Source organism: Bradyrhizobium sp. AUGA SZCCT0431, assembly GCF_018131065.1.
Lineage (GTDB): Bacteria > Pseudomonadota > Alphaproteobacteria > Rhizobiales > Xanthobacteraceae > Bradyrhizobium.
Genome location: NZ_JAFCLR010000007.1, coordinates 53,856 through 79,863 on the forward strand (window position 1 = coordinate 53,856; position 26,008 = coordinate 79,863).

At 62.7% G+C, this 26,008-nt stretch carries 23 protein-coding genes; 9 read left to right on the forward strand and 14 right to left on the reverse strand.

Annotated features, from left to right (window positions below; translation table 11 throughout):
• The first annotated feature begins 84 nt into the window (after window positions 1–84).
• Genes metE through JQ567_RS08290 form a run of 3 tightly spaced genes read left to right on the forward strand, consistent with a single transcriptional unit; the run spans window position 85 to window position 3,787 of the window.
• Complete coding sequence (gene metE / locus JQ567_RS08280) at window positions 85–2,451, forward strand: 5-methyltetrahydropteroyltriglutamate--homocysteine S-methyltransferase (RefSeq protein WP_212438369.1); 2,367 nt, start codon at window positions 85–87, stop codon at window positions 2,449–2,451.
• A gap of 45 nt (window positions 2,452–2,496) precedes the next feature.
• Window positions 2,497–2,694: a hypothetical protein gene (locus tag JQ567_RS08285; protein ID WP_212438370.1), complete on the forward strand. Its 198-nt coding sequence runs from the start codon at window positions 2,497–2,499 to the stop codon at window positions 2,692–2,694.
• Between the two features lie 7 nt (window positions 2,695–2,701).
• Complete coding sequence (locus JQ567_RS08290; protein ID WP_212438371.1) at window positions 2,702–3,787, forward strand: aromatic ring-hydroxylating dioxygenase subunit alpha; 1,086 nt, start codon at window positions 2,702–2,704, stop codon at window positions 3,785–3,787.
• Between the two features lie 137 nt (window positions 3,788–3,924).
• Here JQ567_RS08290 and ftsH read toward each other — a convergent pair whose 3' ends face one another.
• From ftsH to JQ567_RS08360, 14 genes are all read right to left on the reverse strand, one after another.
• Window positions 3,925–5,847, reverse strand: coding sequence for an ATP-dependent zinc metalloprotease FtsH (gene ftsH, locus JQ567_RS08295; protein ID WP_192736823.1), 1,923 nt, complete (start codon window positions 5,845–5,847; stop codon window positions 3,925–3,927).
• Window positions 5,848–6,104: 257 nt separating this feature from the next.
• A complete protein-coding gene (gene tilS, locus JQ567_RS08300) occupies window positions 6,105–7,133 on the reverse strand; it encodes a tRNA lysidine(34) synthetase TilS (RefSeq protein ID WP_212438372.1) in 1,029 nt (342 codons plus the stop codon).
• 72 nt (window positions 7,134–7,205) lie between these two features.
• Window positions 7,206–8,318, reverse strand: coding sequence for a tol-pal system protein YbgF (gene ybgF, locus JQ567_RS08305; protein ID WP_212438373.1), 1,113 nt, complete (start codon window positions 8,316–8,318; stop codon window positions 7,206–7,208).
• A 342-nt stretch (window positions 8,319–8,660) separates the two neighbouring features.
• The gene (gene pal / locus JQ567_RS08310) at window positions 8,661–9,152 is read right to left on the reverse strand and encodes a peptidoglycan-associated lipoprotein Pal (protein ID WP_192736825.1); all 492 of its coding nucleotides are present in this window, start codon (window positions 9,150–9,152) and stop codon (window positions 8,661–8,663) included.
• 308 nt (window positions 9,153–9,460) lie between these two features.
• The gene (locus JQ567_RS08315; RefSeq protein WP_249165343.1) at window positions 9,461–10,201 is read right to left on the reverse strand and encodes an N-acyl amino acid synthase FeeM domain-containing protein; all 741 of its coding nucleotides are present in this window, start codon (window positions 10,199–10,201) and stop codon (window positions 9,461–9,463) included.
• 152 nt (window positions 10,202–10,353) lie between these two features.
• Window positions 10,354–12,687, reverse strand: coding sequence for a bifunctional diguanylate cyclase/phosphodiesterase (locus tag JQ567_RS08320; protein ID WP_212438375.1), 2,334 nt, complete (start codon window positions 12,685–12,687; stop codon window positions 10,354–10,356).
• A 169-nt stretch (window positions 12,688–12,856) separates the two neighbouring features.
• On the reverse strand, window positions 12,857–14,188 hold the full coding sequence (gene tolB, locus JQ567_RS08325) for a Tol-Pal system beta propeller repeat protein TolB (RefSeq protein ID WP_212438509.1): 1,332 nt from the start codon (window positions 14,186–14,188) through the stop codon (window positions 12,857–12,859).
• Window positions 14,189–14,274: 86 nt separating this feature from the next.
• A complete protein-coding gene (gene tolA / locus JQ567_RS08330) occupies window positions 14,275–15,252 on the reverse strand; it encodes a cell envelope integrity protein TolA (RefSeq protein WP_212438376.1) in 978 nt (325 codons plus the stop codon).
• An 83-nt stretch (window positions 15,253–15,335) separates the two neighbouring features.
• Window positions 15,336–15,809 carry a biopolymer transporter ExbD gene (locus JQ567_RS08335; RefSeq protein ID WP_212032897.1) on the reverse strand — a complete coding sequence of 158 codons (474 nt, stop codon included), beginning with the start codon at window positions 15,807–15,809 and terminating at the stop codon, window positions 15,336–15,338.
• A 93-nt stretch (window positions 15,810–15,902) separates the two neighbouring features.
• Window positions 15,903–16,586 (reverse strand): protein TolQ, encoded by a 684-nt coding sequence (gene tolQ / locus JQ567_RS08340; protein ID WP_212207806.1) that lies wholly within the window; start codon window positions 16,584–16,586, stop codon window positions 15,903–15,905.
• Window positions 16,587–18,089: 1,503 nt separating this feature from the next.
• Window positions 18,090–18,497, reverse strand: coding sequence for an ACT domain-containing protein (locus JQ567_RS08345; protein ID WP_212438377.1), 408 nt, complete (start codon window positions 18,495–18,497; stop codon window positions 18,090–18,092).
• A gap of 98 nt (window positions 18,498–18,595) precedes the next feature.
• Entirely contained in the window at window positions 18,596–19,129 is a 534-nt protein-coding gene (locus tag JQ567_RS08350; protein WP_212438378.1) for a GNAT family N-acetyltransferase, read from the reverse strand.
• A gap of 294 nt (window positions 19,130–19,423) precedes the next feature.
• Window positions 19,424–20,134 carry a hypothetical protein gene (locus JQ567_RS08355; RefSeq protein WP_249165333.1) on the reverse strand — a complete coding sequence of 237 codons (711 nt, stop codon included), beginning with the start codon at window positions 20,132–20,134 and terminating at the stop codon, window positions 19,424–19,426.
• A gap of 26 nt (window positions 20,135–20,160) precedes the next feature.
• Window positions 20,161–20,454 (reverse strand): hypothetical protein, encoded by a 294-nt coding sequence (locus JQ567_RS08360; protein WP_212438379.1) that lies wholly within the window; start codon window positions 20,452–20,454, stop codon window positions 20,161–20,163.
• Window positions 20,455–20,785: 331 nt separating this feature from the next.
• Here JQ567_RS08360 and JQ567_RS08365 point away from each other — a divergent pair, with 331 nt between their 5' ends.
• From JQ567_RS08365 to JQ567_RS08390, 6 genes are all read left to right on the forward strand, one after another.
• The gene (locus JQ567_RS08365) at window positions 20,786–21,298 is read left to right on the forward strand and encodes a CvpA family protein (protein WP_212438380.1); all 513 of its coding nucleotides are present in this window, start codon (window positions 20,786–20,788) and stop codon (window positions 21,296–21,298) included.
• Between the two features lie 122 nt (window positions 21,299–21,420).
• The gene (locus JQ567_RS08370; RefSeq protein WP_212438381.1) at window positions 21,421–22,203 is read left to right on the forward strand and encodes an SDR family oxidoreductase; all 783 of its coding nucleotides are present in this window, start codon (window positions 21,421–21,423) and stop codon (window positions 22,201–22,203) included.
• Window positions 22,203–23,213, forward strand: a complete 1,011-nt coding sequence (locus JQ567_RS08375) for an NADPH:quinone reductase (protein ID WP_312017371.1) — start codon at window positions 22,203–22,205, stop codon at window positions 23,211–23,213. The genes JQ567_RS08370 and JQ567_RS08375 overlap by 1 nt, the downstream gene beginning before the upstream one ends.
• Before the next feature lie 29 nt (window positions 23,214–23,242).
• The gene (locus JQ567_RS08380) at window positions 23,243–24,091 is read left to right on the forward strand and encodes an MBL fold metallo-hydrolase (protein WP_212438382.1); all 849 of its coding nucleotides are present in this window, start codon (window positions 23,243–23,245) and stop codon (window positions 24,089–24,091) included.
• A gap of 229 nt (window positions 24,092–24,320) precedes the next feature.
• Window positions 24,321–25,163 (forward strand): fumarylacetoacetate hydrolase family protein, encoded by an 843-nt coding sequence (locus JQ567_RS08385; RefSeq protein ID WP_212416037.1) that lies wholly within the window; start codon window positions 24,321–24,323, stop codon window positions 25,161–25,163.
• Between the two features lie 228 nt (window positions 25,164–25,391).
• Window positions 25,392–26,006, forward strand: a complete 615-nt coding sequence (locus JQ567_RS08390; RefSeq protein ID WP_212438383.1) for a glutathione S-transferase family protein — start codon at window positions 25,392–25,394, stop codon at window positions 26,004–26,006.
• The last annotated feature ends 2 nt before the right edge of the window (window positions 26,007–26,008 follow it).

Below are 26,008 nucleotides of genomic sequence, written 5' to 3' on the forward strand. Positions count from 1 at the left end.
GTGCGGTTGCGATTCCGCGCGCCCTATCGTCCGGAATCCAGACGTGTCACTTCGGCCTTTGCCCCCAACTTTTGGGGTTAAGCCATGACTTCTTTCAAAGCGACTGCTTCTACAAATTCTACCTCCTCACTTCCCGTCGCTTCGCTCGGCACGCCGCGCATCGGTCCGCGCCGCGAGCTGAAATTCGCGCTGGAGAGTTTCTGGTCGGGTACGACCGACGAGAAAGCCCTGATCGAGACCGGCATCGGGCTGCGCGCGGCCAATTGGGCGCGCCAGAAGAAGCTTGGTGTCAGCATCATCCCGTCCAACGACTTCTCGTTCTACGACCAGGTGCTCGACACCTGCGTGATGGTCGGCGCGATTCCGAAAAGCTACGGCTGGAACGGCGGCACGGTTCCGCTCGCCACCTACTTCGCGATGGCGCGCGGCGCCCAAGGCGCGGCGCATGATGCCGACTGCGGCCACGCCCACCACGACACGGCCCACGGCGTGCCGGCGCTGGAAATGACAAAATGGTTCGACACCAATTACCACTACATGGTGCCGGAACTGGAGAAGGATCAAACCTTCACGCTCGCCTCGCGAAAGCCGATCGAGGAGTACCTGGAAGCCAAAGCGCTCGGCTACCAGACCCGCCCGGTGCTGGTCGGCCCCGTGACGTTCCTCAAACTCGCCAAGTGCAAGGATGCGGGATTCAACACGCTGTCGCTGCTCGACCGGTTGCTGCCGGTTTATATCGAGGTGCTGAGCGAACTCGCGAAGGCCGGCGCGGAATGGGTGCAGATCGACGAGCCGTGTCTGGTCCTCGACCTCGACATCATCGCGCAGCAGGCGCTGCATTATGCCTATGCGGAAATCGCCAAGGCGGTGCCTGGGCTCAAGATCATGCTGGCCACGTACTTTGGCGGGCTCGGCGCCAACCGCGACACCGCGATGGCCCTGCCTGTCGCTGGCCTGCATCTCGACCTCGTGCGCGCCCCGGAGCAACTCGACGATCTCGCCGGTCTTCCAAAGGACCGCGTGCTGTCGCTCGGCATCATCGACGGCCGCAATATCTGGCGCGCCGATCTGAGCCGGCTGCTCGACCGGCTGGAACCTGTGGTCACCAGGCTCGGCGGCGACCGCGTGCAGCTCGCGCCATCCTGCTCGCTGCTGCACGTCCCGATCGACCTTGCGCTGGAAACCAGCCTCGATCCCGATGTGAAGAGCTGGCTGGCATTTTCGGTGCAGAAGATCGAGGAACTGGCGGCGCTCGGAACGGCATTGGCGCGCGGCCGCGTCCACGCCGACGCCATCCTGAAGGCCTCCGATGAAGCCGCAGCCGCGCGCAAAGCTTCGCCGCGGATCCACGATGCCAAGGTGGCGACGCGTGCCGCCGGCATCGATAGCGCGATGCGCCGCCGCCTCAACGCGTTTACCGATCGCGCCGGCGTGCAGCACAGCCGCTTCAACCTGCCGGCCTTCCCGACCACAACCATCGGCTCGTTCCCGCAGACCGCGGATGTCCGAAACGCCCGCGCCGCGCATGCCAAGGGCGAGCTGACCGACGACGCCTATAAACTCTATCTGCAGAACCAGACCGCGCGCGCGGTGCGCTGGCAGGAGAATATCGGGCTTGATGTGCTGGTTCATGGCGAGTTCGAGCGCAACGACATGGTGCAGTATTTCGGCGAACAGCTCGAAGGTTTCGCCTTCACCGGGCATGGCTGGGTGCAGTCCTACGGATCGCGCTACGTCCGCCCGCCGGTGCTGTTCGGCGACGTGTCCCGCCCGAAACCGATGACGGTCGAGTGGTGGCAGTATGCGCAGTCGCTGACCAAGCGGCCGATGAAGGCGATGCTGACCGGGCCGGTGACCATTCTGAACTGGTCGTTCGTCCGCGACGATATTCCGCGCAGCGAAGCCTGCCGCCAGGTCGCGCTGGCGATCCGTGACGAGGTCGCCGACCTGGAGGCCGCCGGTGCCGGGATGATCCAGATCGACGAAGCGGCGCTGCGGGAGGGCCTGCCGCTGCGCCGGTCGGAGTGGAAGACCTATCTCGACTGGGCGGTGGACGCCTTCCGCATCTGTTCGTCGGGCGTGCGCGACGACACCCAGATCCACACCCACATGTGCTACTCGGAGTTCAACGACATCATCGATGCGATCGGTGCGATGGACGCCGACGTGATCTCGATCGAGACCTCGCGCTCGAAGATGGAACTGCTCGACGCTTTCAGGAACTACCGCTATCCGAACGAAATCGGCCCCGGCGTCTACGACATCCATTCGCCGCGGGTGCCTGAAACCGCTGAGATGACCGACCTGCTCAAGCTGGCGCGGCTGCGGCTCTCCGACGCCCAGCTCTGGATCAATCCGGATTGCGGATTGAAAACCCGGAAATGGGAAGAGGTGCGGCCCGCTCTGGTCAACATGGTCGCCGCCGCCCGCGAATTGCGGGCGCTCGCTTAAACGCCCGCCCCGTCTCTCAACCCGGCATCATTGAAAGGATACGCCATGCGCTTCTGGATCGAATGCACGAGGTGCGAGACGGGGCAGGCCGCCCACATCAATATCGCGCTGGTCGGCAGCATGTGGCGCGACGGCGAGCGCACCGTGCTCGCCTTCGTCGGCGGCGACGGCCAGCGCATCGAGGTCACCGAGACGCCGGAACAGATCATGGCGCTGCATCTCGGACCGCTGGCAAAGGCGTAACGACGCGATGACGGTGAGGCCTGATAATGCCTGGTCGGAAGCCTCTGTCGATCTTCGCAAGGTCGGCGCGAACCCGGATCACTGGTATCCGGTCGCATGGTCGCACGAGGTGAAGTCCGGCCAGACTTTCGCGGCGCGGTTCGCGGGCGAACCGATCGTGCTGGTGCGCCCGAGGGAGGGCGCGATCTTCGCGCTTGAGGACCGCTGCGCGCACCGCCAGGTGCCGCTGTCCAAGGGAACGGTCGATGGCTGCACCCTGCGCTGTGTCTATCATGGCTGGCGTTACGATGCGTCGGGCGACTGTGTCGACGTGCCCTATCTCGGCAAGGGCAAGCGGCCGAACGGCGTCCGCCGTTATCCCTGCTTCGAACGCGACGGGTTGATCTTCGTGTGGCCCGGCACGGCGTCTGCCGCCGCTCCCTTGCCGCAGATCGGCGCAGCCGCTGATACCGCCTACAAGACCCGGCGGTTCGGCAAGCTCGTCGCCTGTCACTACACTTTCATGCATGAGAATTTGATGGACATGAACCATCAGTTCCTGCACCGGCGCACCACCGGAAAAGTCGTGCCGCGCTATCTCGGCAGCCGCGCCGGCGAACGCTGGATGGAGGTCGATTACAGCTTTGCCCGGCCTGGCGAGAAGCCGCCCCTTGGCGAGGCCGTCATCGTCGGCCGCCTGCGCGGCCGTGCCGGCACGGCGCGCGACCTGATGACGGTGCGCACCGAATATCCCTACCAGACCCTGCAGATGTGGACGAAGGGCGACGCACCGGTTCTCAACGTATGGCTCGGCTACACACCCATCGATGCGGCGCAGCGCCGTAACCGGACCTTCGTCGTGCTGTCGGTGCGCAAGCCCAGAATTCCCGGCATCCTCGGTCTCGGCTGGCCGGTGCTGGCCTGGTTCACCAACCGGGTCTTTTCGGAGGATTGCGAGATCGTGGAGTTGGAACAGGCCGCCCACGACGCGCAAGGCGCGGACTGGAACAGGGAAGTGTTTCCGCCGATCCACGCGCTGCGAAAACTGTTGCGGGAGTGCGGGGAGCCAGGCAGTAGCCCGGATGGAGCGCAGCGAAATCCGGGACGCACGTGACGTCGCGGCATGCCCCGGATTTCGCTTCGCTCCATCCGGGCTACAGCCCGCGTTGATCCTCATGGCGCAGGGCCGGGACGCCACCATAAAAAAACGCGGCGTCGCCGCCGCGTTTTCTATTTCAGATGCAAACCGACTTAGGCTTGCGGTTGCGGCTCCAGGCCGGGATCCGGATCGGGGCGCGGGCGCGACTTGCCGGCGGGCGGCACAGCCGAGGCCCGCGGCGTGGTCGGCTCAAGCACCGACTCGCGGTTCGGCTTCTTGCCATTGAGCAGGTCGATGATCTCGTCGCCGGACAGCGTCTCGAATTCGAGCAGGCCCTTGGCAAGCGCTTCGAGGTCGGCGCGCTTTTCAGTGAGAATGCGCGTCGCTTCGTTGTAACCGTCTTCGACGAAACGCCGGATCTCGGTGTCGATCTTCTGAACCGTGGCTTCCGATGCGTTCTGGGTGCGCGACACCGACATGCCGAGGAAAACCTCGTCCTGGTTCTCGCCATAGGACACGGTGCCGAGCGCCTCGGACAGGCCCCAGCGCGTCACCATCATGCGCGCCAGGCGCGTGGCCTGCTCGATGTCGGACGACGCACCCGAGGTGACCTTTTCGCGGCCGAAGATCAGCTCTTCGGCAACCCGGCCGCCCATCATGATCGCGAGCCGCGACGTCATCTGCTCGAGCGACATCGACAGCTTGTCGCGCTCCGGCAGTTGCATCACCATGCCGAGCGCGCGGCCGCGCGGGATGATCGTGGCCTTGTGGATCGGATCGGTGGCGACGACGTTGAGGCCGACGATGGCGTGACCGCCTTCGTGATAGGCCGTCAGCAATTTCTCTTCCTCGGTCATGACGAGCGACTTGCGCTCGGCGCCCATCATCACCTTGTCTTTTGCTTCCTCGAACTCGGCCTGGGTCACCATGCGCTTGTTGCGGCGCGCGGCGGTCAGGGCGGCTTCGTTGACGAGGTTCATCAGGTCGGCGCCGGAGAAGCCCGGCGTGCCGCGCGCGATGGTCTTGAGGTTGATATCCGGTGCCAGCGGCACCTTGCGGACGTGGACCTTGAGGATCTGCTCGCGGCCGACGACATCCGGGTTCGGCACCACGACCTGGCGGTCGAAACGGCCCGGGCGCAGCAGCGCGGGATCGAGCACGTCGGGCCGGTTGGTCGCCGCGATCAGGATCACGCCTTCATTGGCCTCGAAGCCGTCCATCTCGACCAGCAACTGGTTGAGGGTCTGTTCGCGCTCGTCATTACCGCCGCCGAGACCGGCGCCACGATGGCGGCCGACCGCGTCGATTTCGTCGATGAAAATGATGCAGGGCGCGTTCTTCTTGGCCTGTTCGAACATGTCGCGGACGCGGCTGGCGCCGACGCCGACGAACATTTCAACGAAGTCGGAGCCCGAGATCGTGAAGAACGGCACATTGGCCTCGCCCGCGACCGCGCGCGCGATCAGGGTTTTGCCGGTGCCGGGAGGGCCGACCAGGAGCACGCCGCGCGGAATCCGTCCGCCGAGGCGCTGGAATTTGCCGGGGTCGCGCAGGAATTCGACGATCTCCTGCAAATCCTGCTTGGCTTCGTCGACGCCCGCGACGTCCTCGAAGGTGACGCGGCCATGCGCCTCGGTCAGCATCTTGGCGCGCGACTTGCCGAAGCCCATCGCCTTGCCGGCGCCGCCCTGCATCTGGCGCGACAGGAAGATCCACACGCCGATCAGCGCGATAAAGGGCAGCCAGGAGACCAGCAGCGACACGAACCACGGCACATTGTCGCCGGGCGGCTTCGCGCTGACGTTCACCTTGGCATCAACCAGGCGCTTGACCAGCGACGGATCGTTCGGCGAGTAGGTCTGGAAGCTGGAGCCGTTGGTGAAGGTGCCGTGGATTTCCGGCCCCTGGATCACGACGTCGCGGACGGTGTTCTTTTCGACCTCGCTCACGAACTGCGAAAACGTGATGTCCTGCGAGGACGCGCGCTGCCCCGGATTCTGGAAAAGCGTGAAGAGTGCCAACAGCAACAAAACAATGATGACCCAGAGGGCGAAATTGCGCAGATTGGCGTTCATCGATCTTCCTTCGTGGCCGCGCGGATCGCGGCCTTATGTCCTTGGGCAGTAAACCCTGGGTCGTCAGGTGAGAAACCCCCGGAGCACTGCTTACAATCTAGGTGGCGCCTGGGTCGATGCCAAGGGAACCACGCAGGACTATTTAACGCATCCTAGCGCGATTCCCGGTCAAATAATGGCGTAAAAATCAGCGTTTTTCGGGGTGGTTAAGACTCCCCGCCGGTTTATGACGGGATATCGAGGTTTGGGCTTGCCTCTCATTCCGGCCTGCGACGACGCGGGGGAGCCGGCTCGACGTGAATTCGACCTCCAATCAGGCTGATTGCGGCGCCCGCGAGGGTCTGCTTCAACTTCGGCTGGCCTTCCGATACCGCCCGGTCCAGCACCGTCAGCAGGGCCTCGACCTTGCCGAGTTCCGCAGGCCCCTCGTGACCGACGCGGTCGATGGCCCGCATCAGCAGCCGAAGCCGGATTTCCTCAGGCAGACCCGCAAAGGCTGACCCATCGAAGCCAAAACGCGCGGCGTCATTGCGATCCCTCAGCGCCAGATAGCGCTCGGCGCCATCGACCAGCACTTCCAGCGCGGCATTGGCCCGCGCCAGCCGCGACGCCAGCCGCGCCAGATTTCTGGCGTCGCCGCCCTCTTCCGCCAGCGCCGGCATCAGCGCCCGCAAACGAGGCCGCGTGTAATTGACGTCGCGGTTGGTCGGATCATCGGCGAAGGCGATCTTGGCCTTGTTCAATGTCGCGATCAGTTGCGATTTCGGGACATCCAGCAACGGCCGCGCCAGCCACACGCCGTCACGTTCCGATTGCCGCGCCATCGCCGCCAGACCGGCGATGCCGCTGCCACGCAGCATCCGCATCAACAATGTCTCGGCCTGGTCGTCGCGGGTATGCGCGGTGAGGATATGGGTCGCGCCAGCAGCGCGTGCTGCCTGCGCCAGCAGGCGATAGCGCGCCGCCCGCGCCGCGGCCGGCACGCCCGTATTCGGCTTGGCGCCATGCCAGCGTAGCGTGCGATGCGGCAGATCGAGATGCCTGGCGAGCTTTTTGACGTCACGCGCCTCGCGCGCGGCTTCATGCCGCAAGCCATGATCGACGGTCACCGCGATCAATCGCGGCCCGCGCTTCAGGGCATGGCGCCAGCGCGCGGCGAGCCACATCAGGGCGATGGAATCAGGTCCGCCGGAAACGGCGAGCACGATCGCGGGCACAGCCTTCCAGTCGGCGAACAGAAGTTTCGCCTGGCTCGCCGTGATCGGGGAATGGTCGTCCTCTGCCATGGGCCGACCATAGCGTTTTCGGGCGAAGCCTGTCCCGCACTTGATGCGGGTTCAGGCCGAACGAGCGAAAGCTCAGCACTTCACCCGCTTCTGCTCGCGGTCCACGGCGGCCTTCACGCCGGCCGAGGCGCGCGGATATTTCCGCGTCACTTCGCCGAGCGCGGCGCAGGCCGCTTCCTTCTCCTTCAGCGCCGCCAGCGACTGGCCGAGCCGCAGCAGCGAGTCCGGCGCCTTTGCGGACTTGTCGAACTTGGTGGTCACGCCGAGAAAGGCTTCCGCAGCGTCACGGTATTGCTGACGCTGGAAGTAGCTTTCGCCAAGCCAGTATTGCGAATCCGCGATCAGGGGATCGCTCGGATATTTCTGCGCGAAATTTTTCATCGTCTCTTCGGCGAGCGCATAATCCTTGCGCTGCATGTAGCCGATGCCGAGATCGAACTCGTCCTTGGGCGTCGCCGAAGGCGGCAGCGTCGTCAGCGCGGCGCTGGCGCCGGGCGCACGCACCGGCGGCGCGCCGCCGGGATCGCGCGGGCTGATCGCACCGAGGTCGAGCGGCTCGCCCCGTCCGCGCCCGCCGGGAGCGCCGACCGGCGCGTCGTTGGCGACCGGCAACTGACCGCCACCGAGCGCGCGCGGCGCGCCAGGGGCGTTGGGATTCTGATTGGGATCGAAGGCGTCGCCGCGGCGGCGGCCGGGCGCCGGTGCTGCCGCCTGATCCTGCATGATCGGCGGCGGTGCCGCGATCTGCGGCTGCTCATAGGACGGCTGCGCCTGCGGATAGCCCTGCTGCCCCTGCGGATAGCCTTGCTGCGCCTGGGGTTGCCGGGCGGGCGGATAGGCCTGGACCGGGGGCGGCACCGCGGCCACGCTGGGCTGCGCCGGCGCAGCCGGAGGCTGACCGGCAGGGGCTACCGCCGCACCGCCACCGAGCTGCCGCAGGCGCTCCTCGAGCTGGCGGTTACGATACTGCAGTTCCTCGTTCTGGCCGGTGAGCTGCCGCAGCTGGTTCTCGAGCCGCTGGATCCGCATATCCGCATCGGCGTCGTCGGATTGCGCCTGAACGGGCGGGCTTTGCGGAGAAGAGGACCACGGGAACGATACCTGTGCGAAGGAGGCCTGCGAAGACAAGGAGAGCATCGCGGCAATCGCCGCGGCGCTGATCGCATTGAGAAACCTGAATGACATTTTGCCCTGACGACGAAAATTCGGCGTGACATCGAAAGCCGAACACATTGAGAGAGGGAGTACGCCAGAATTGTGACTGGCGTTTCCGAATCCGGAAGCCGGATTTCGGTATGGTTTAGTATCAGCTTCAAAACAAGCAAGCGGCTTGGTCGGCGGGCCGTTCATCAACGGAAGGGATCAGGCCCATGCACGCACCCGTGAACGGGGTGCGGCTGTTCTTCGACGTCCAAGCCGCGAAACTGGTGCCCGACGGAGCGGACGCCGTCATTCGCGGCCCCATCATGAGACCAAAATGAAACCGGCGCCCGAAGGCGCCGGTTCTGAACTCGTAATCGTAGCCCCTCAGGCGCCGGCGTTCAGCACCGTGACCGCGCGGCGGTTCTGCGACCAGCAGGAGATGTCGTTACACACGGCGACCGGGCGTTCCTTGCCGTAGGAGATCGTGCGCATGCGGTTCGGATCAACGCCGCGAGAGGCGAGATAGCTCCGTACCGACTGGGCGCGCCGTGCACCGAGCGCGATGTTGTACTCGCGGGTGCCGCGCTCGTCCGCATGGCCTTCGATGGTGAAGGAATAGCGGTTGTAGGTCTGCAGCCACTGCGCCTGCTTTTCCAGGGTCGCGATCGCCTGCGGGCTGAGCTCGGTCTGGTCGCTCTCGAAGAACACGCGGTCGCCGACATTGACCACGAAGTCCTGCTGGCTGCCCGGGGTCGCCGCACTCGCCATCGCCCCCTCGGCGCCGACGTTCTTGTTGGCGCAAGCGCCCATCGACAGGGCCACCGCGAGTACCGCGGCCAGTTTCAATCCCTGGAGGATGCGCATCTGATGTTTCATTCCGGAGCCTCCGCGCTCACGTTTTCCGACTGTTATCCGGTCTACAGGGCGATGGTTAAGCGAACGTTCCGTCAACCTTGATGGAACCTTGCCAGACCCGATCAAATGCCGACAATCCGTGAAAAGCGCCCACGATGGTTAATGGTTTGTAAATGTGGCGCGACGGTGAAGGCAAGTGCAGGCTGGTCCGAAATCGCCCGATTTGGGTGTTTCGGGCATTGGGCTAGGCGCTGGCTTACGGAATGCCCGGCCACTGCGGCCGGAACCCGCCGGGTCAGGCTCGGCGGTGCGCCATTAAGTCGGCTGGCTCAGGAATTCGGAACGATCGAGGGACCCTCATAAGGCGTGACAACCCCGTGTGGCAACGACTGCCGCTCGCCGGCGCGCTGGAACAGCATCCGCCGCTCGAATGCACTTGAGCGCATGATGGGAAACCGGGTCATGACGCGTTCCCGCACGGCCCGGTAATCGGACGCCATCAATGCCACCTTTGGCAAAAAGCCCGGAAACGAACGCGGTTCGGCGATGACCTCGGACATGAAGACCCGGCGATAGAACGCCTGGTGCTCCGCACGAACGAGCGCGAGCCCGGTATCGGCGTTGAAATGCTCGCATGCCATATAGGCCAGCCGGACCGTCAGATAGGGAATCTCAGGGAACTGTCTGGCTTTTTCGGGGAGCGCCGCAAGGCGAAGCGGATCGATGAAAACTTCGCCCTTATCGATGCGCGGGTGAAGAACATCGCCGAACAAGTCGACTGAACCGGAAATCCGACATTCCGACGTCACGACGTTGAGGCGGAGAGAACTACAGAGTTCTCCGTCAACATAGATTCCAAACATCCAGGCGTTGGGCGCATCGTCGTAATGATCGCTGACGCGCTGGGACTCTGACGGCGCGGTTACTCCGCCATGCAGATAGGCTTTGTAACGCATCAAATAGATGCAATCTTTTTCCTCGGGAGTTTCCATGAGCCGGTAATCGACGCGATCAGAGAGTCCCGACTCCGGCACAAAGAGCGTCGTGCGCGGTTCGGCTCTGGACTTCATCTGATACTCCATAACTTCAACTTCCGAACAACTTGTGCGAGTGTGAAAGCTTAACAGCTCCTTAATAAAATTGCAAAGCTATCGAGACGTTAGGGTTAACCTGTGCGGCCGTCAGCACCCGTAAAATTACGGAACAAATACGGGAGGTTGCGTCAGGCGATTGAGCGCGATGGAACCACAACCAACGGCTCGTCCGGCGTCGAACGGCGACCGTGGGAGGCGTTCAGCAGCTGGCGGATTCGCACCGCCGGAACCGGCCGGCTGAACAGATAGCCCTGCGCCTCGGTCACCGTGCCATCGGTGCTGACCAGTTCCAGTTGCTGGTTGGTCTCGATGCCCTCGACCACAACCGACATGCCGAGATCGGCCGACAGCCGCGCCACGCCGCGCAGCAACGTCAACGGACGATCGGTATCGATGCCTTCGAGGAAGGAGCGGTCGATCTTCACTTTTTGCAGTGGGAAGTTGTGCAGATAGCTCAGGCTCGAATAGCCGGTGCCGAAATCGTCCAGCGAGATCCGCACGCCGAGCGAATGCAGTTGCGACAGCACATCATGGGTCAGCTGCGTGTTGCGCAACAACGAGGATTCGGTGATCTCGATTTCGAGCCGGTTCGCCGGCAGGCCGGAGACCTCGAGCGCGTAGCGGACTTCGCTCAGCACGTCGCGCTGATGGAATTGCTGCGGCGAGAAGTTGACGGCGACGCTGACGGCCTCGGGCCACTTCATGCACTCCATGCAGGCCTTGCGCAGAATCCAGCGGCCGAGGTCGACGATCAGGCCCATATCCTCGGCGACCGGAATGATGTCGATCGGCGACACCGTGCCGCGGACCGGATGATTCCAGCGCAGCAGCGCCTCGCAGGTCGCGATCTTGCCGGACTTGATATTGACCAGCGGCTGATAGAACAGCTCGAACTCCTCGTTCGCCAGCGCCTTGCGCAGGTCGAGTTCCAGGGTACGGCGTGCTTCGACGGTTTGCGCCATCTCGTCGCGGAAGAAGCAGAAGGTGCCGCGGCCGTCCGCCTTGGCGCGGTACAGCGCCATGTCGGCGTTCTTGAGCAACGTGTCCGCGCTGACGCCGGGAGAGGTCATGGCGATGCCGACGCTGGCGCCGATCTCGACCAGATGATTGTCGATCTTGTAGCGCTCGCTCAGCCGGTCGACGATGCGCCGGGCGAGGCCCGCCGCATCCTCGTTGGAGTGAATGTCCTGCTGGAACACGACGAATTCGTCGCCGCCAAACCGCGCCACGAAGTCCTCGGGCCGCAACATCTCGCGCAACCGCCCGGCGACCGCGCACAACAACTGGTCGCCGCAGGGATGCCCCAGCGTGTCATTGACCTGCTTGAACTGATCGAGGTCGACGAACAGCAGCGCCGACAACCTGTCGACGCCTTGCTGAATGGCCAGCAGGCGCCCGATCTCGTTGCGGAAATTGACCCGGTTGGGAAGCTCGGTGAGTTCGTCGTAACGCGCGAGATGGCTGATCTTGGCTTCCGCGTCGCGCCGCTCGGTGATGTCTTCGAGCAAGACGACCGCGCCGCCGCCCGCCATCGGCTGGAACGTCCATGACAGCGACCGGTTGCGCGCGGCGTCGGGATCGGTCGTGATCATGTCCCGCGCCTGCGAATTTTCGATTTCCGACAGGATCATGCTGCCGCTCGCGTTCGAAATCGAACCAGAGGCGACGCAGGCTGCGATAATGTCGGACGCACTGACGCCGCCCTGCACCGAATCGTCAGGCAGATTCATCATCTCGCTGAAGCGGTGGTTCATGACCGCAAGGCGGCCGTCGGCGCCGAACATGCACAGCCCGTGCGGCATGTTGTTCAACGCCGTATCGAACTGGCCGGCCAGCGCCGCCTCGCGTTCGCGCGCCACCAGCGCCTGCATGAAAATTCGGTGCAGATTGGCCGAGATCTGCAGCACCGCTACGAGGAACGCGGTGCACACGACTGACATGGCCACGTAATAGGGCGTACCACGCAACGCCAGCGCGATCACGGTTGGACCGTAGATGAGTGCAGCCTGCAGCTGGAATACCCACTGACGTCCATAGGCTCTGCCCGCACCTAACGCCAGGGTCCCGGTGGTGGTGGACAGGCAGATCATATGAGCCACGGCATCGTCAGTGAACAGCAGCGTCGCGGAGCACCATGTGCCGAGCGCGGTGGCCTGAATCATCGCGCCGATCTGATGGTACTTCTTCCAGCGTGCAGCATCCTCAACAGTCGGGGGCGATTTGCGCGCGTGGTAGCGCTGCACGATGAATGCGCGGACGACGCCAGCGACGACGAGCAGCGCGACGCACGCCCAGATCAGCGTTGAGCCCGTCTTCAGCGCGGTCATCGCCGCGGCGCCAGCGCCGAAGACGAGGCCCGTCAGCATCGGAGCGGAAGTCTCGAACAGCGAATCGATCAACGCCGCGCGAAGATAGGGCGACGTCTGTTGATCCGGCTCTCCGCTCTGTTTGGCAAGCTGCATGTTCGGGCGCACGTCCTTTGGATTAGACGTTGTACCCTTTGCAGATGAAGTCTTTCTGAGCGAACATCGTTACCAAGACGTTGCCTTTCGTTTCAGGCCGTAGAAATCTGCCTGATAAATCAGCATGCTAGGCAATGTTTGCCGATTAACGCCCTAACCAGTGGAACGCTCAGGACAACAGCGGAGACCATGCCGGATCGGAGGCGAAGCCGGGCGTTGGAACCCGCAATTCGTTGCGCCCGGAGATATCGACGGTGAACAATGAAGGGCCGCTATTGCCGCCGGGCTCTCGGAAGAACATCAGCACCCGGCCGTTCGGCGCGAACGTCGGTCCTTCATTATGGAAGCCCGAGGTGAGAATGCGTTCACCCGATCCGTCCGGCTTCATGATGCCGATCGCGAATTGACCACCGCCCTGCTTGGTGAACGCGATGTAGTCGCCGCGCGGCGACCACACCGGCGTCGAATAGCTGCCCTCCTGGAACGAAATGCGCTGCGCGCCGCCGCCGGTCGCCGGCATCACATAGATCTGCGGCTTGCCGCCGCGATCGGACTCAAAGCAGATGCGGGCTCCGTCCGGTGAATAGGACGGCGAGGTGTCGATCGCCGGCGTGTCGGTCAGCCGCGTCGTCGATTTCGAGCGCAGGTCCATCACGAACAGGTTCGAATTGCCGCCCTGCTGCAGGCTCATGATGACGCGCTGGCCATCCGGCGAGAACCGCGGCGAGAACGACATGCCCGGGAAGTTGCCGACGATCTCGCGCTGCCCGGTCTCGATGTTGAACAGATAGACGCGCGGATCGCCCTGCCCGAACTCCATATAGGTGATTTCCTGGGTTGACGGCGAGAACCGCGGCGTCAGCACCAGGTCGGCGCCGCGCGTCAAATATTTCACATTGGCGCCGTCCTGATCCATCAAGGCCAGCCGCTTGACGCGGCGTTCCTTGGAGCCGCTCTCGTCGACGAACACCACGCGGCTGTCGAAGTAGCCTTTTTCGCCGGTCAGGCGCTCGTAGATCTGGTCGGAGATGATGTGGGCGATCCGCCGCCAGTATTCCGGCGAGGTGAAATATTGCTGGCCGGTGAGCTGCTGGCCGGTGTTGACGTCCCAGAGCCGGAATTCGGCCTTGAGACGGCCGTCGCCCTGCCGCGTCATGCGGCCGGTCACCAGCGCCTGCGCGCTGATGCTCTTCCAGCTCTGGAAGTTCGGCGCCGCGTCGATATTGATGGTCTTTTCGATGTAGGCCGCCTGGTCGATCGGCGCGAACAGTCCGCTGCGCTTCAAATTGTTGGTGACGACCTGCGTGACGCCGACGCCGACCTCGGCGTCTGCCGGCGTGCCGGCCGCGAAATTCGGGATCGCGATCGGCAGCGGAACGAATTCACCTTCGGGAATGGGAATACGTTTCGGCGCCTGGCCGAAGGCACGCTGGCCGCTTATCAGCAGGCCCGCTGACGCCATTCCCGTAATGATCTGCCGGCGGCTCGGGCGAAACAGCATGTTCGGCAATCCATCTTTGTCAGTCATCGCTTCGACTTTGCTCATATCCGTGATTGCCGGGAGGTGACCACCAAATTACAAAAGCTTCAGGTCTTCTGTTCGGTGAACACCGGCGCAAAATATTTCCATTCCTCGAAAAACGCCGCAGGCAGCTTGTACGGCTGGCATTCGATGATCGCGCGCAACGCGCTCTCCTGATAGACGCGCAAATACGGCGTTCCCGGCGTTCCTTCCGGAACCGGCATTCCCTCGAGCGTACCGTCGCGCTTCAGGCGGATCGCAAACGCCGCTTCCGGCTTCTGCGACTCGATGCCGCCATAGGGTTTCTTCCAGCATCGCTCGACCTGCTGCTTGAACATCGATCCCCAGGTCGCGGAGTTGTCTGCGGCACTGCCCCTGGCGGTGCCCAGCGCGGCATTCGAATTCAAGGTGTCGCCGGTCGCCGCCTTTCGCGACGGGTCCCGCTTGTCGAGCAGCGCCGCGATACTGACCAACGGATCTTCCGTCTTGGGCTTCGCGTCCGCTTTGGCTTTCGCCTCGGCTTCGGCCTTGGCTTTTGCCTCGGCCTTTGCCTTCGCTTCCGCCCTGGCTTTTGCCTTCGCCTCAGCCTTGGCCTTTGCTTCCGCCTCTGCGTTCGCCTTCATCATCTCTTCCGCGATCGGATCGACCTTGGGCGGATCGGGCTTCTTCTCCGGCTTCGGCTCTTCCTTCGCCTTCTCGGCAACCTTCGGCGGATCCGGCTTTTTCTCGACCGGCTTCTCTTCCGCCTTGGGCGGCGCCATTTCGGTGACGACGGGCGCCTTCTCGGTCACCTTGCCGACCGCGTCTTCGATCGGTTTGGCCTCGGCAACCTTGTCCACCAGCGGCTTCGGATTTTCCTTCTTGCCGGTCTTGGTCCCGGCCATGACCTTGGCGAGCTGGTCGGGCGAAATGACATCGACGGCGACCGATTCCTCCGGCGTCATTTCGTAAGCCTTGGTCGAGAACGACACCAGTCCGTACCCCAGCACGAGGACGTGCAGGGCGACCGACGCAGCCAGTGTCTTGTCGATCTTGAGCTTCACTTAAGTCTTTCCGCTCCGCTCACGTCAGTTTTTCCGCTCCGCTCGCGCACTTCAACTTCCACCCCGCGCGAAAACGCGGGCGCTCACGAGCCCTGCTCGGGAACGATCACGATGTTCGCCTTGAACCCCGCGGTCCGAATATATCCCAATAATTTCATCATATCTGTGTAACAGACGTCTTTATCGCCGCGCAGATAGACCACGCTCTCGGCCTCCGACCGGGTTTCCCGGATAGCCTTTATTTTGGGCAACAAGTCGGCGGCCGGGATCAACGTATCCCCCAGATATAGTTCGACATTCGAATTGCAGGCGCCGCCGGTGCGCTTGACCGATAGCGTCAATGGCGGGGCATTCGACGCCAGCGACTTGCCGCCGCTTGCGATCGGCAAATCGATATCGATGGTCGAGGTCATCAGCGGGGCTGCCACCATGAAGATGATCAGCAGCACCAGCATCACGTCCACCATCGGCGTGACGTTGATCTCCGCCATCACGGCGGCGCGTCGCCGGCCGCGGCGTCCACCGCCACCTGCCGAACCTGCCATGTTCATCGCCATGATCGAATGCCCACAATGCTCACGATTGACCGCTCCTCACGCCGTTTATCCGGGGCATGATCTGGTCCGAAAACCGGTTTCCACTTTTCGGGATCATGCCCGCTCGTCGATCTGGCGCGACAGGATCGCTGAAAATTCGTCGGCGAACCCCTCCAGCCGCTGGGCCTGCCGGTTCACCTCGGAAATGAACTTATTGTAGAAAATAGTCGCCGGAATGGCAGCGATAAGGCCGATCGCGGTGGCAAACAGCGCCTCCGCGATGCCCGGCGCCACCACCGCCAGCGAGGTGTTTTTCGAGGCCGCGATCGACTGGAAGCTCGACATGATGCCCCAGACGGTTCCGAACAGGCCGACGAACGGCCCGGCCGAGCCGACGGTGGCCAGCACCAGGAGCCGCCGTTCCAGCCGCTCGACTTCACGGGCGATGGAGACGTTCATCACCTTCTCGATCCGCATCTGCAGGCCGGCAAAGGACCTGGTCTGGCTCTCGAACGAACGTTTCCATTCGCGCATCGCCGCGACAAAGCACGCCGCCATGGATTGCGTCGGCTTGGCGGAGAGCGAGCGGTAAAGCTCCTCGATCGATTGCCCGGACCAGAACGCCTGTTCGAAACGGTCCATCGCGCGCTTGGTGCGCGCATAGAGAAAGATCTTGTCGATGGCGATCGCCCAGACCCAGACCGAACAGGCGAGCAGCCCCATCATCACAGATTTGACGACCCAGTGCGCCTGCAGGAACAGCGCGATCAGCGACACGTCTGACGCGGCCAGCGACAGCGATTGCGTTTCGACCTGTTGGGCGCTGGCTGACGAAGCCGTTGCCAGAAGGCAGGCCAGCGTCACGAACTGCAGGAATCTCCGGATCACCAGATCATATCCTCTCAATGCTCTCGTTTGCGCATGACCCTCTTCGGAAAACCGGTTTCCACGTTTCCGGATCATGCTCTGTCTCTTGTTTGGAGCATGATCTTTTCGGAAAACCGGGTCCCACTTTTCCGGATCATGCTCTGTCTCTTGTTTGGAGCATGATCCTTTCGGAAAACCGGTACCCACTTTTCCGGATCATGCTCCTTCCCAAATTCCTCCGGGAGCGACTGGCTGCCGGTTCCACAGCCGCGCATCGGGCGCGGCGAAAAATGCGCCAGCGCGAGAGCCTCATTGGTGTCACATGGGGGGCCCGTCCAAAGCCGGGTCCTGCTTCCCCTGCCAACGTGTCAAAACGAGGGCTATCCGCGCGTCTTTACGTCCCTAACCAGACGCTAATCTTAGTTAATGCGAGGTTACCAAAGGAGAATTTGACTGCCGGAAATCAAGGCAGGCCGGGCGGTTACGGGGGCTGGAACCGGGTTCCCGAGGGATCTCCCTGAAGATCTTGCTCAGTGTCGTCCCGGCCTTGAGCCGGGACCCATACCGCGTGATGTGCATTTGGCGGAAGGTGTCTAACGCTGGCATTCTCGCCGATGGGCCGCGGCGTATGGGTCCCCGATGCGCAATTGCGCATCTGAGCTCAAGGCCGGGACGACGTGGATGGGCTATCGCGAACATAGCTTCACCTTCTCGCGGCGCGATGCGCCCGAGGTTTGCTGGAAACTTCCCGCCCTCTCATGAGAGGGCGCAGGGAAGACCGGGTGCGCGCTGCACCCGCGGTCTCGCGTGCGGTTTGCACAAAACAAAATGCACACGAGCATACAGGTCCAGCGGAGAACACCCGGCCTTCCCTGCGCAATGGCTTTACGGCTTATATCGTGCTCTCCCTGGTGAACGGGCTTTCTTGCCACCATTGCCCGCAAGAAGCGTTTGGCTCCTCACGGACGTGACGCCAGCAACGGGGCGCCAGGACCACACGACTTCGCCGTACGCTTCTGTGCCGTTCGTCGCCAGCACATCAGCGTCCACCGCGACCCGCCCAACGTCCGTGACGACGGCCGACGCCCTCTGAGTGGGACGGGATGGACAGATATATGACCCTGATTTTCTTTCGGGAAAAGCGAAATATTTTTTATTCTGGGGCTTGACACGATTTCCGAAAATCGGAACTGATTTGCCCCGGCTTCCGCCTTCGCTCGTCGAGCTACGGCGGACAGGTCGCCAAGGCTACGCCGGGCGCGGCCGTCGGGTTGTTTTGTCGCAGCCCGAGCAACCCCTCCGTCGTCATTCCGGGGCTCGCAACGCGAGAACCCGGAATCCATCGGGCGGCAGCGCGTGAGGCCTGATGGATTCCGGGCTCGCGCTGCGCGCGCCCCGGAATGACGGAAAGGATGGGTGCTGGCTACGCCCAGTTCACTCCGAGCTCGTCCTGGACATATCCTGCAGAAGCTGCAGCGCTTCATCGGCTCTGTGCTCGGGCACAAACAGATGATCGTGGTAATAGGCCGACACGGCATTCACGCTGATGCCGGCTTCCGCGAGCCGGCCGGTGATTGCAGCCAGAAAACCGACCGCTTCAAGCGAGGAATGAACGGTCAGCGTGATCAGGCGCGACGCGAATTGATACGGCAACCCTGCGCTTTCGGCCTCCTCACGCCGCATGACGAGAGTCGTTCCTTCCCGTTCGCGGAACAGGTGCACCGGCCTTAGCGTGGCGGGAACTTCCTTGTCTGCCGGGATGCTGCAAAAGACAAAGATCCCGTCGGGCATGTCCGGCTTCATGTTCTGCAACAATGCTGCAAGATCGCGTTCGCCCGACACAGCCGCACCCCTTTGAAGAAGCTCCCGTAGGGCGGGTTCTCTTTACCCGCCATCTCGCACGGAGCGGCGGGTTAAAGAGAACCCGCCCTCCGCAGCTGTCACTGCAATCTCAGATTTGCCCAGCGATAAGAGATGACCAGCTCCCTGGTGCCGCCTGTTTCGATCAATCTTTCGGTCTCTGCTAGCGCCTCTGCTCCCGTGCGCTCGTAAAATGCACGGGCCAAGGAATTTCTGCTTAATACGGTTGCGGTCATCGCCTTAGAGCCATGGCTTGCCGCGTAGCCGGCGCACGCCTCCAGGAGAGCGCGGCCTGCACCCTTCCCTATATAATCGGGATCCAGGTAGATCGCGTAAAGCTCCGCGACACCCTTTTCATCGGTTGGTCCGACATCCGCAAAACCAATCATGACGTCATTGTCAAACGCTGCGAATACTCCGAATGGGTCACCAATGGCCAGATGACCCCTGTCCTTTTCAATCCAGCGGGAAGCCCGCTCTTCGACAGAGAGGCCGTTGAGGTACTCGGCCGTATAGATATCCCGGTAGGTTGCACGGGTGGCTTCGACATGAATCCGGGCAACTGCACCGGCATCATCTGGAGAAGCTCGCCTTACGGTAAATCTCTTGTCCATTTGAAATTCATAGCGGGTAGCCCGCATGAGCGGAAGCGATATGCGGGGAGCCGGTAGAGAGATTCCCGGATATCGCGGAGCCTGTCATCGGGCGCGCATTCGCGCGACCCGTTGGCTCATCCGGGCTACGACGCTATAGCTCGCCGGGGTTTTTGTATGTGGAGCCTGACGTTATCAAGGGATCGTTTGGTATCGATGTCGCCATACCGGTGAACTTCGGGCAGTCTTGCTGAGCGTATGCTGTTGGCTGATGACGACACTCCGCCTGCAGGGCGCGACAATCACTCCTCAACGTCACAGCACGCATCCGCAGCGGGCCGATCGAGCATAGGCCAAAAGCCGGGGGTCGGCCTTGGAATGCGCCTCGCAAAAGCGGTCTATGATTTGCGTCACCGTCTCGTTGTAGTCTCGCTGCCAGTGCCCCAGCCCGTGCAGAGCACTCTCCTGGCAGGCGATCGAGTCGAGGTGAAGGATGCGCTCCATGGTACGCAGCGCGCAATCGTGGAGAGTTGGCAGGTCCGGATCGCCCGCAAGAGCCAAACTCGGAAACGCATCCCACCACATATAGCAAACGCAGTTTAGCGTTCCGGCATCGGATTCGCTCAAGTGCGACAAACTAGGAGCGCACCGTGGCTCGAACAGTTTCGTAAATAGTGCTGCGACAGACTTAACGCAGCGGACACGATCTTTGACCGGCACATCAGTTGAACAAAGCCATCTGTCGTCGCCGCGTGCGCTCGTATTCACGAGGTAGGTTAAGCCCTGTGCAATTTGGCTGTCGGCAAATCCCTGTAGTGCTGGCTCGGGGTCTTCAAACAGTCGGGTGAGATAGGATACGGCTTCCATTGGTGCCGGATCCCACCAATCAAGGTCCGGATCGAAGTACCAAGGCGCTTGCTGAAAGCGAACTTCGCGTCCAAACGAGTGTTCCAGCCAATCATCAAAAGTGAGTTTTTGCAGGCGCATCGCAGAAGCCGCGATCACTGTAAAAAAAAAGCCTCTCATCGTAGAAGCTCTGAAGTCAGATCAGGTCAATCATTGCCTTCAGCCCTAACCGGCGGCTTTTGCGCGCTCTGAACGCTCTGGCTCAGCGACGCCAGCGCAGTCTTCAGCTCGTCAGAGATAGATGCGATGTCCCTGACGTCTTCGAAGGCTTGAGCGACGCGCTCACTCGCTGATTTCTCGAACGGTTCGAAGCCTTCAGCTATGCGCGATCCAGCTCCTGGAGCTGTAAAAGCGGCCATAGGCCCGAGCATGAGGATTGCGGTTCCGACGATGCCGATTTTGCGGATGTGAAGTGGCTGCACGAGGCGGTTGCTGGTCATGGTCTCTACCTCACGGCGCATAGGCTTGCATCATGCCAATCGTTGCGAACAAACGGTAGATCGGGCGTCTACCATTAGGAGGTACTCCCAAGCAGAGGCGCTTTTTTATCCAACTATCAGAGCGCGGTCAGCACCATGCGCCGGCAACACCCGCGCGAACTCAAACCCCCAGCTAACGCCAGTGATCGGAATGATTTCTTTACGGACGTCGAATAGATCAGACGTGACGACCCCGGAATAAAGCGAGCCCTTTGATAGCTACGATTTTATCGACCGCAAACCCGTTTCATTGACCAGATAGCGACTCGGGAACAGGCAGCGATTTTCATCCATGAACAGTTTCGATGCCGTCGTCTGTCTCGCCCTGTTGATTGCCGTGGTCACCGGCTTCAACTCCGGTCTGTTGCGCAGCGCGGCCACGATCCTTGCCTATCTGTTCGCGATGCCGATCGCGGTGACGGCCACCTCGTTGCTGTCTCCGCAGCTCGCCGGCAAACTCGGCTCGCCCCTGATGCAGAATTCGCTGCTGTTCTTCGGAATTTTCCTGACATCCGGCATGGTGCTCGGAAAGGTGGGGCGCATGGCGCTCGACGACACCATCGGATCGGCCGGTATCGGCGATCGCCTCGGCGGCGCGGCGCTTGGCGCGGTGCGCGTCGGCCTGGTCGCGATCACGCTGGTGCTGGTTTTCGACCAGCTCGTCCCAAGCGATCGCCAGCCGGCATTCCTGACCGGTTCGCAATTGCGGCCGCTGCTTTCGACAGCCGGGCAAAAGGGCTTCAAGTCGCTGCCGCGTGACGTCACCGCCACCATCGACCGGCTGAAGCGAGAGCAGCGAATTTAGCAGGCAATGACAGACTGATATGCATTTCGCGCAGCGACGAGCCACTTATCATGGCCGTCGCGATTGGCTACACTGTTCCAATCGAAATCTAGAAAATCACCTGACATAACGGGAGTGAGACAGTGGATCTTGGAATCAAAGGCCGCCGCGCCATCGTATGTGCCTCCAGCAAGGGGTTGGGACGTGCCTGCGCGATGCAACTGGCCAATGAAGGCGTGCACGTCACCTTGACGGCGCGCGGCGCCGAAGCGCTGAAAAAGACCGCCGATGAAATCCGCAAAGCGCATCCCGGCGTCACGGTGACGGAAGTCGCCGGCGACATCACCACGCCCCAGGGACGCGCGGACGTGCTGAAGGCCTGTCCCGATCCGGACATTTTGATCAACAACGCCGGCGGCCCGCCGCCCGGCGATTTCCGCAACTGGACCCGCGACGACTGGATCAAGGCGATCGACGCCAACATGCTCACCCCGATCGAACTGATCAAGGCGACGGTGGACGGCATGATGGCGCGCAAGTTCGGCCGCATCGTCAACATCACGTCGGCTGCGGTGAAGGCGCCGATCGAGATATTGGGCCTCTCCAACGGTGCACGCGCCGGCCTCACCGGCTTTGTTGCCGGCATCTCGCGCAAGACCGTGATCGCCAACGTCACCATCAACGGGCTGCTGCCGGGTCCTTTCGACACCGACCGCCTGCGCGGCACCGCAAAGGGCGAAGCGGAGAAGCGCAAAATCGACGTCGAGCAGGTGCTGGCGGAGCGCGCCAAGCTCAATCCCGCCGGACGGTTCGGCACCCCCGAGGAGTTCGGCGAGGCCTGTGCCTTCCTGTGCAGCGCCAAGGCCGGCTTCATCACCGGGCAGAACATCCTGCTCGACGGCGGTGCGTTCCCGGGAACGCTCTAGTGTCGCCTTCGCAAAGCCGGATGAAAGCGGTCTGGTACGAGCGGACGGGCGCTGCGCCCGAGGTGCTGACCTATGGCGAGATGCCGACGCCTGACGCCGGCCCGGGCGAAGTCCGGGTGCGGCTGAAGGCGTCCGGCGTCAATCCCGCCGATGTCGGCCGCCGCGGCGGCAGCTATCGCGCGATGGAATATAAGCGCGTGATCCCCAACAGCGACGGCGCCGGGATCATCGATCAAATCGGCGAAGACGTCACGCAATTGAGGGTCGGCCAGCGCGTCTGGCTGTTCAACGGCCAGCGCAACGGCCGCGCCTTCGGCACCGCGGCGGAGTACATCGCGCTCGCCGAGCATCTGGTGACGCCGCTGCCGGACAGCCTTTCCTATGCCGCCGGCGCCACGCTCGGCATTCCCGGCATGACAGCGTGGTGCTGCCTGTTCTGCGATGGTCCGATTTCAGGAAAAACCGTGCTGGTCACCGGCGGCGCCGGCGCCGTCGGCCACTACGCCGTGCAATTCGCAAAATGGGGCGGCGCGAAGGTGATCGCGACCGTCAGTTCGGAAGCGAAGGCCGAACAGGCGCGGCTTGCCGGCGCCGACCTCGTCATCAACTACCGCAATGATGACGTCATCGCCAAAGTGCTGGCCTTTACCGGCGGGCGCGGCGTCGACCGCGTGGTCGACGTCGATTTTGGCGGCAACATCGCCATCACCCTGAAATTGATGGCGATGAATTCCACCATCGCGGTCTATGCCACTAACGGCAATCGCACACCGCTGGTCCCGATGCGTGACCTGATGGAGAAATGCATCGCGCTGCGCGCGCTGGTGCTGTTCGCACTGCCGCCGCCGCTGCTGGCTGCAGCCCAGGCCGACATCACAAAATGGCTCGCGGCGGGCAAGCGCATCCACAACGTGGCCGGGCAGTTTGCACTCGCAGAGACGGCCCAGGCGCATCTCGCGGTGGAAAAAGGCGACAAGCTCGGCACCGTCATCGTCGATTGCGCGCGGTGAAGAACGCCAAATCATAAGGGAAGCGCCGGATGCACTGGACTATAGGCAAGGTCAGGATCACCAAGGTGGTCGAGCTCGAGACCGTCGGCAGCACCCGCTTCATCCTGCCGCTCGCGACCAACGAAGAGATCCAGAAGCTGCCCTGGCTGATCCCGCATTTCGCCAACGAAGAGGGCCGCCTCAAAATGTCGATCCATTCGCTGCTGGTGGAGACGCCATCGCGGCGGATCATCGTCGACACCGGATTGGGAAACGACAAGCAGGGCCGCAACGTGCCGACCTGGAACAACCGCCAGGACCCGTTCCTCGACACATTGACCGCGGCGGGTTTTGGGCCTGACAGCATCGACACGGTGCTTTGCACGCACCTGCATGTCGACCATGTCGGCTGGAACACCAGGCTGGTCGGCGGCCAGTGGGTGCCGACCTTTGCCAACGCCCGCTATGTGTTCGGCAAGATCGAGTTCGAGCACTGGCGCGACCACAGCGACGAGCCCGACAAAAAGGCCGTGTTCGGCGATTCCGTCAAACCGATCGCGGATGCCGGCAAGGCCGACCTTGTGGCCAGCGACGCCAGGCTTTCGGACGAAATCACCCTGATCCCGACGCCGGGCCACAGCCCCGGCCATATGAGCATCCACATCAAGTCCGACGGCCAGGAGGGCCTGCTCACCGGCGACGTCGCCCATCACCCCTGCCAGATGGCCCATCTCGACTGGTCGTCAACCGCGGATTCCGACCCCAAACAGTCGGCCGTGACGCGGCGCGAGCTGTTCGGGCGTTTTGCCGACACGCCGACGCTTGTGATCGGCGGGCACTTCAATGCCGGCCATATCAGGCGCGAGGGGGACGCCTTCAAGTTCATCGCGCTTGGGTAGCCGTAGGGTGGGCAAAGGCGCACTTGCGCCGTGCCCACCATCTATCCCCGTGCTCCCAGAATGGTGGGCACGCGGAGCCTGTCGTCGGGCGCGCATTCGCGCGACCCGGTGGCTTTGCCCACCCTACGAATTAAGAGACCTGCAATGCGGGACGCTTCCGTGGTTGAATTTCCCCGCCCGCTGTTCCATGAAGCATTCCAAGTAAATAAACCCCTGAGGGAGCAGTACAATGAAGCTTGTTCGTTACGGCGCGCTTGGCCAGGAAAAGCCCGGCCTGATCGATAAATCCGGCCAGCTGCGCGATCTTTCCGCGCATGTGAAGGATCTCAACGGCGAGGCCTATGCGCCGGCGTCGCTGGCCAAGCTTGCAGCATTGGACCCCTCAAAACTTCCCGCCGTCGATGGCAAGCCGCGCTTCGGTGCGCCGGTCACCGGCATCTCGAAATTCGTCGCGATCGGCCTCAACTATGTCGATCACGCCAAGGAAACCGGCAATCCGATTCCGCCCGAGCCGATCTTCTTCCTGAAAGCCAACACCTCGCTGAGCGGCCCGAACGACGCGATCGAGAAGCCGCGCGAGTCCAAGAAACTCGACTGGGAAGTCGAGATCGCCGCCATCATCGGCACCCGCGCCAAATATGTCAGCGAGGCCGACGCGCTCAATCACGTCGCCGGCTACTGCGTCTGCAACGACGTCTCCGAGCGCTACTTCCAGCAGGAGCGCGGCGGGCAATGGACCAAGGGCAAGTCGCACGACACGTTCGGCCCGGTCGGCCCGTGGCTGGTGACCAGGGACGAAATCGCCGACGTGCAGAAGCTGTCGATGTGGCTCGACGTCAACGGCAAGCGCTGCCAGACCGGATCGACCTCGACCATGATCTTCACGATGGCGAAGTGCATCGCCTATGTCTCGACGTTCCTCACGCTGCTGCCCGGCGACATCATCACCACGGGCACGCCCCCCGGCGTCGGCGCCGGCATGAAGCCGCCGCAATTCCTCAATGTCGGCGACGTCGTCACCCTCGGCATCGAGGGCCTCGGCGAACAGCGGCAGCAAGTCATCGAGGCGTGAGGCGTTACAGGTGCGCACCTCGCAGGTGCGCACCTCGCAGGTGCGCACCACCGTCATTGCCTGCAACAAACGCGTAGCGTTTGTGCAAGGGAGCGAAGCGACGAAGCAATCCACACTTCCTCGCGGCCCGATGGATTGCTTCGCTTCGCTCCCTTGCACAAGCGCTCTGCGTTTGTTGCAGGCAATGACGAACTGATTTCCGTCCTTCGTATTGCTTAGGAACACCGCATGAAACTCAGCTTCTCTCCCGCCTCGCCATTCGCCCGCAAGGTCCGCATCGCCGCGATCGAGACCGGGATGATCGACAAGATCGAATTCATTTCGGCGACGGTGGCGCCCGGCACGGCCAACGAGGAATATTCGAAGATCACGCCGCTGAAGAAGCTGCCGGTGCTGATCCTGGACAATGGCGACGTCATCCTGGATTCCTACGTCATCGTCGAATATCTCGACGAGCTTGCGGGCGGCAACAGACTGATCCCGGCCTCCGGCCCGACCCGCTGGCAGGTCAAGACCGATCATGCGCTGCTGCAGGGCATGCTCGATGCCATGCTGCTGTGCCGCTACGAGAAAATGGTGCGGCCGCAGGGGCTGCAATGGCAGGCCTGGTCCGACGACCACTGGAACCGGGCCTGGACCGGGATGGCGCGGTTCGAGAACAAGCCCGACGTGCTGTCGCGGCCGTTCGACATCGTGCAGATCGGCCTCGTCTGCGTGCTCGGCTATGCCGATTTCCGCTTCGCCGATTGCGGCTGGCGCAAGGCGTTTCCGAAGCTCGATGCCTTCCATCAGAAAATGCTGGAGCGGCCGTCGGTGAAAATCTCGGTACCGCCGCCGGCGTAACA

Excerpts from the sequence above, each read along its gene's own strand:
- JQ567_RS08390 (WP_212438383.1), top strand. The coding sequence starts at position 25,392 with ATGAAACTCAGCTTCTCTCCCGCCTCGCCATTCGCCCGCAAGGTCCGC.
- metE (WP_212438369.1), top strand. The coding sequence starts at position 85 with ATGACTTCTTTCAAAGCGACTGCTTCTACAAATTCTACCTCCTCACTT.
- JQ567_RS08365 (WP_212438380.1), top strand. The coding sequence starts at position 20,786 with ATGAACAGTTTCGATGCCGTCGTCTGTCTCGCCCTGTTGATTGCCGTG.
- JQ567_RS08315 (WP_249165343.1), bottom strand. The coding sequence starts at position 10,201 with ATGAAGTCCAGAGCCGAACCGCGCACGACGCTCTTTGTGCCGGAGTCG.
- JQ567_RS08350 (WP_212438378.1), bottom strand. The coding sequence starts at position 19,129 with ATGGACAAGAGATTTACCGTAAGGCGAGCTTCTCCAGATGATGCCGGT.
- ybgF (WP_212438373.1), bottom strand. The coding sequence starts at position 8,318 with ATGTCATTCAGGTTTCTCAATGCGATCAGCGCCGCGGCGATTGCCGCG.
- JQ567_RS08290 (WP_212438371.1), top strand. The coding sequence starts at position 2,702 with ATGACGGTGAGGCCTGATAATGCCTGGTCGGAAGCCTCTGTCGATCTT.
- JQ567_RS08380 (WP_212438382.1), top strand. The coding sequence starts at position 23,243 with ATGCACTGGACTATAGGCAAGGTCAGGATCACCAAGGTGGTCGAGCTC.
- JQ567_RS08285 (WP_212438370.1), top strand. The coding sequence starts at position 2,497 with ATGCGCTTCTGGATCGAATGCACGAGGTGCGAGACGGGGCAGGCCGCC.
- JQ567_RS08385 (WP_212416037.1), top strand. The coding sequence starts at position 24,321 with ATGAAGCTTGTTCGTTACGGCGCGCTTGGCCAGGAAAAGCCCGGCCTG.
- tolB (WP_212438509.1), bottom strand. The coding sequence starts at position 14,188 with ATGCTGTTTCGCCCGAGCCGCCGGCAGATCATTACGGGAATGGCGTCA.
- JQ567_RS08335 (WP_212032897.1), bottom strand. The coding sequence starts at position 15,809 with ATGGCGATGAACATGGCAGGTTCGGCAGGTGGCGGTGGACGCCGCGGC.
- JQ567_RS08355 (WP_249165333.1), bottom strand. The coding sequence starts at position 20,134 with ATGAGAGGCTTTTTTTTTACAGTGATCGCGGCTTCTGCGATGCGCCTG.
- JQ567_RS08360 (WP_212438379.1), bottom strand. The coding sequence starts at position 20,454 with ATGACCAGCAACCGCCTCGTGCAGCCACTTCACATCCGCAAAATCGGC.
- tilS (WP_212438372.1), bottom strand. The coding sequence starts at position 7,133 with ATGGCAGAGGACGACCATTCCCCGATCACGGCGAGCCAGGCGAAACTT.
- JQ567_RS08320 (WP_212438375.1), bottom strand. The coding sequence starts at position 12,687 with ATGCAGCTTGCCAAACAGAGCGGAGAGCCGGATCAACAGACGTCGCCC.
- pal (WP_192736825.1), bottom strand. The coding sequence starts at position 9,152 with ATGAAACATCAGATGCGCATCCTCCAGGGATTGAAACTGGCCGCGGTA.
- ftsH (WP_192736823.1), bottom strand. The coding sequence starts at position 5,847 with ATGAACGCCAATCTGCGCAATTTCGCCCTCTGGGTCATCATTGTTTTG.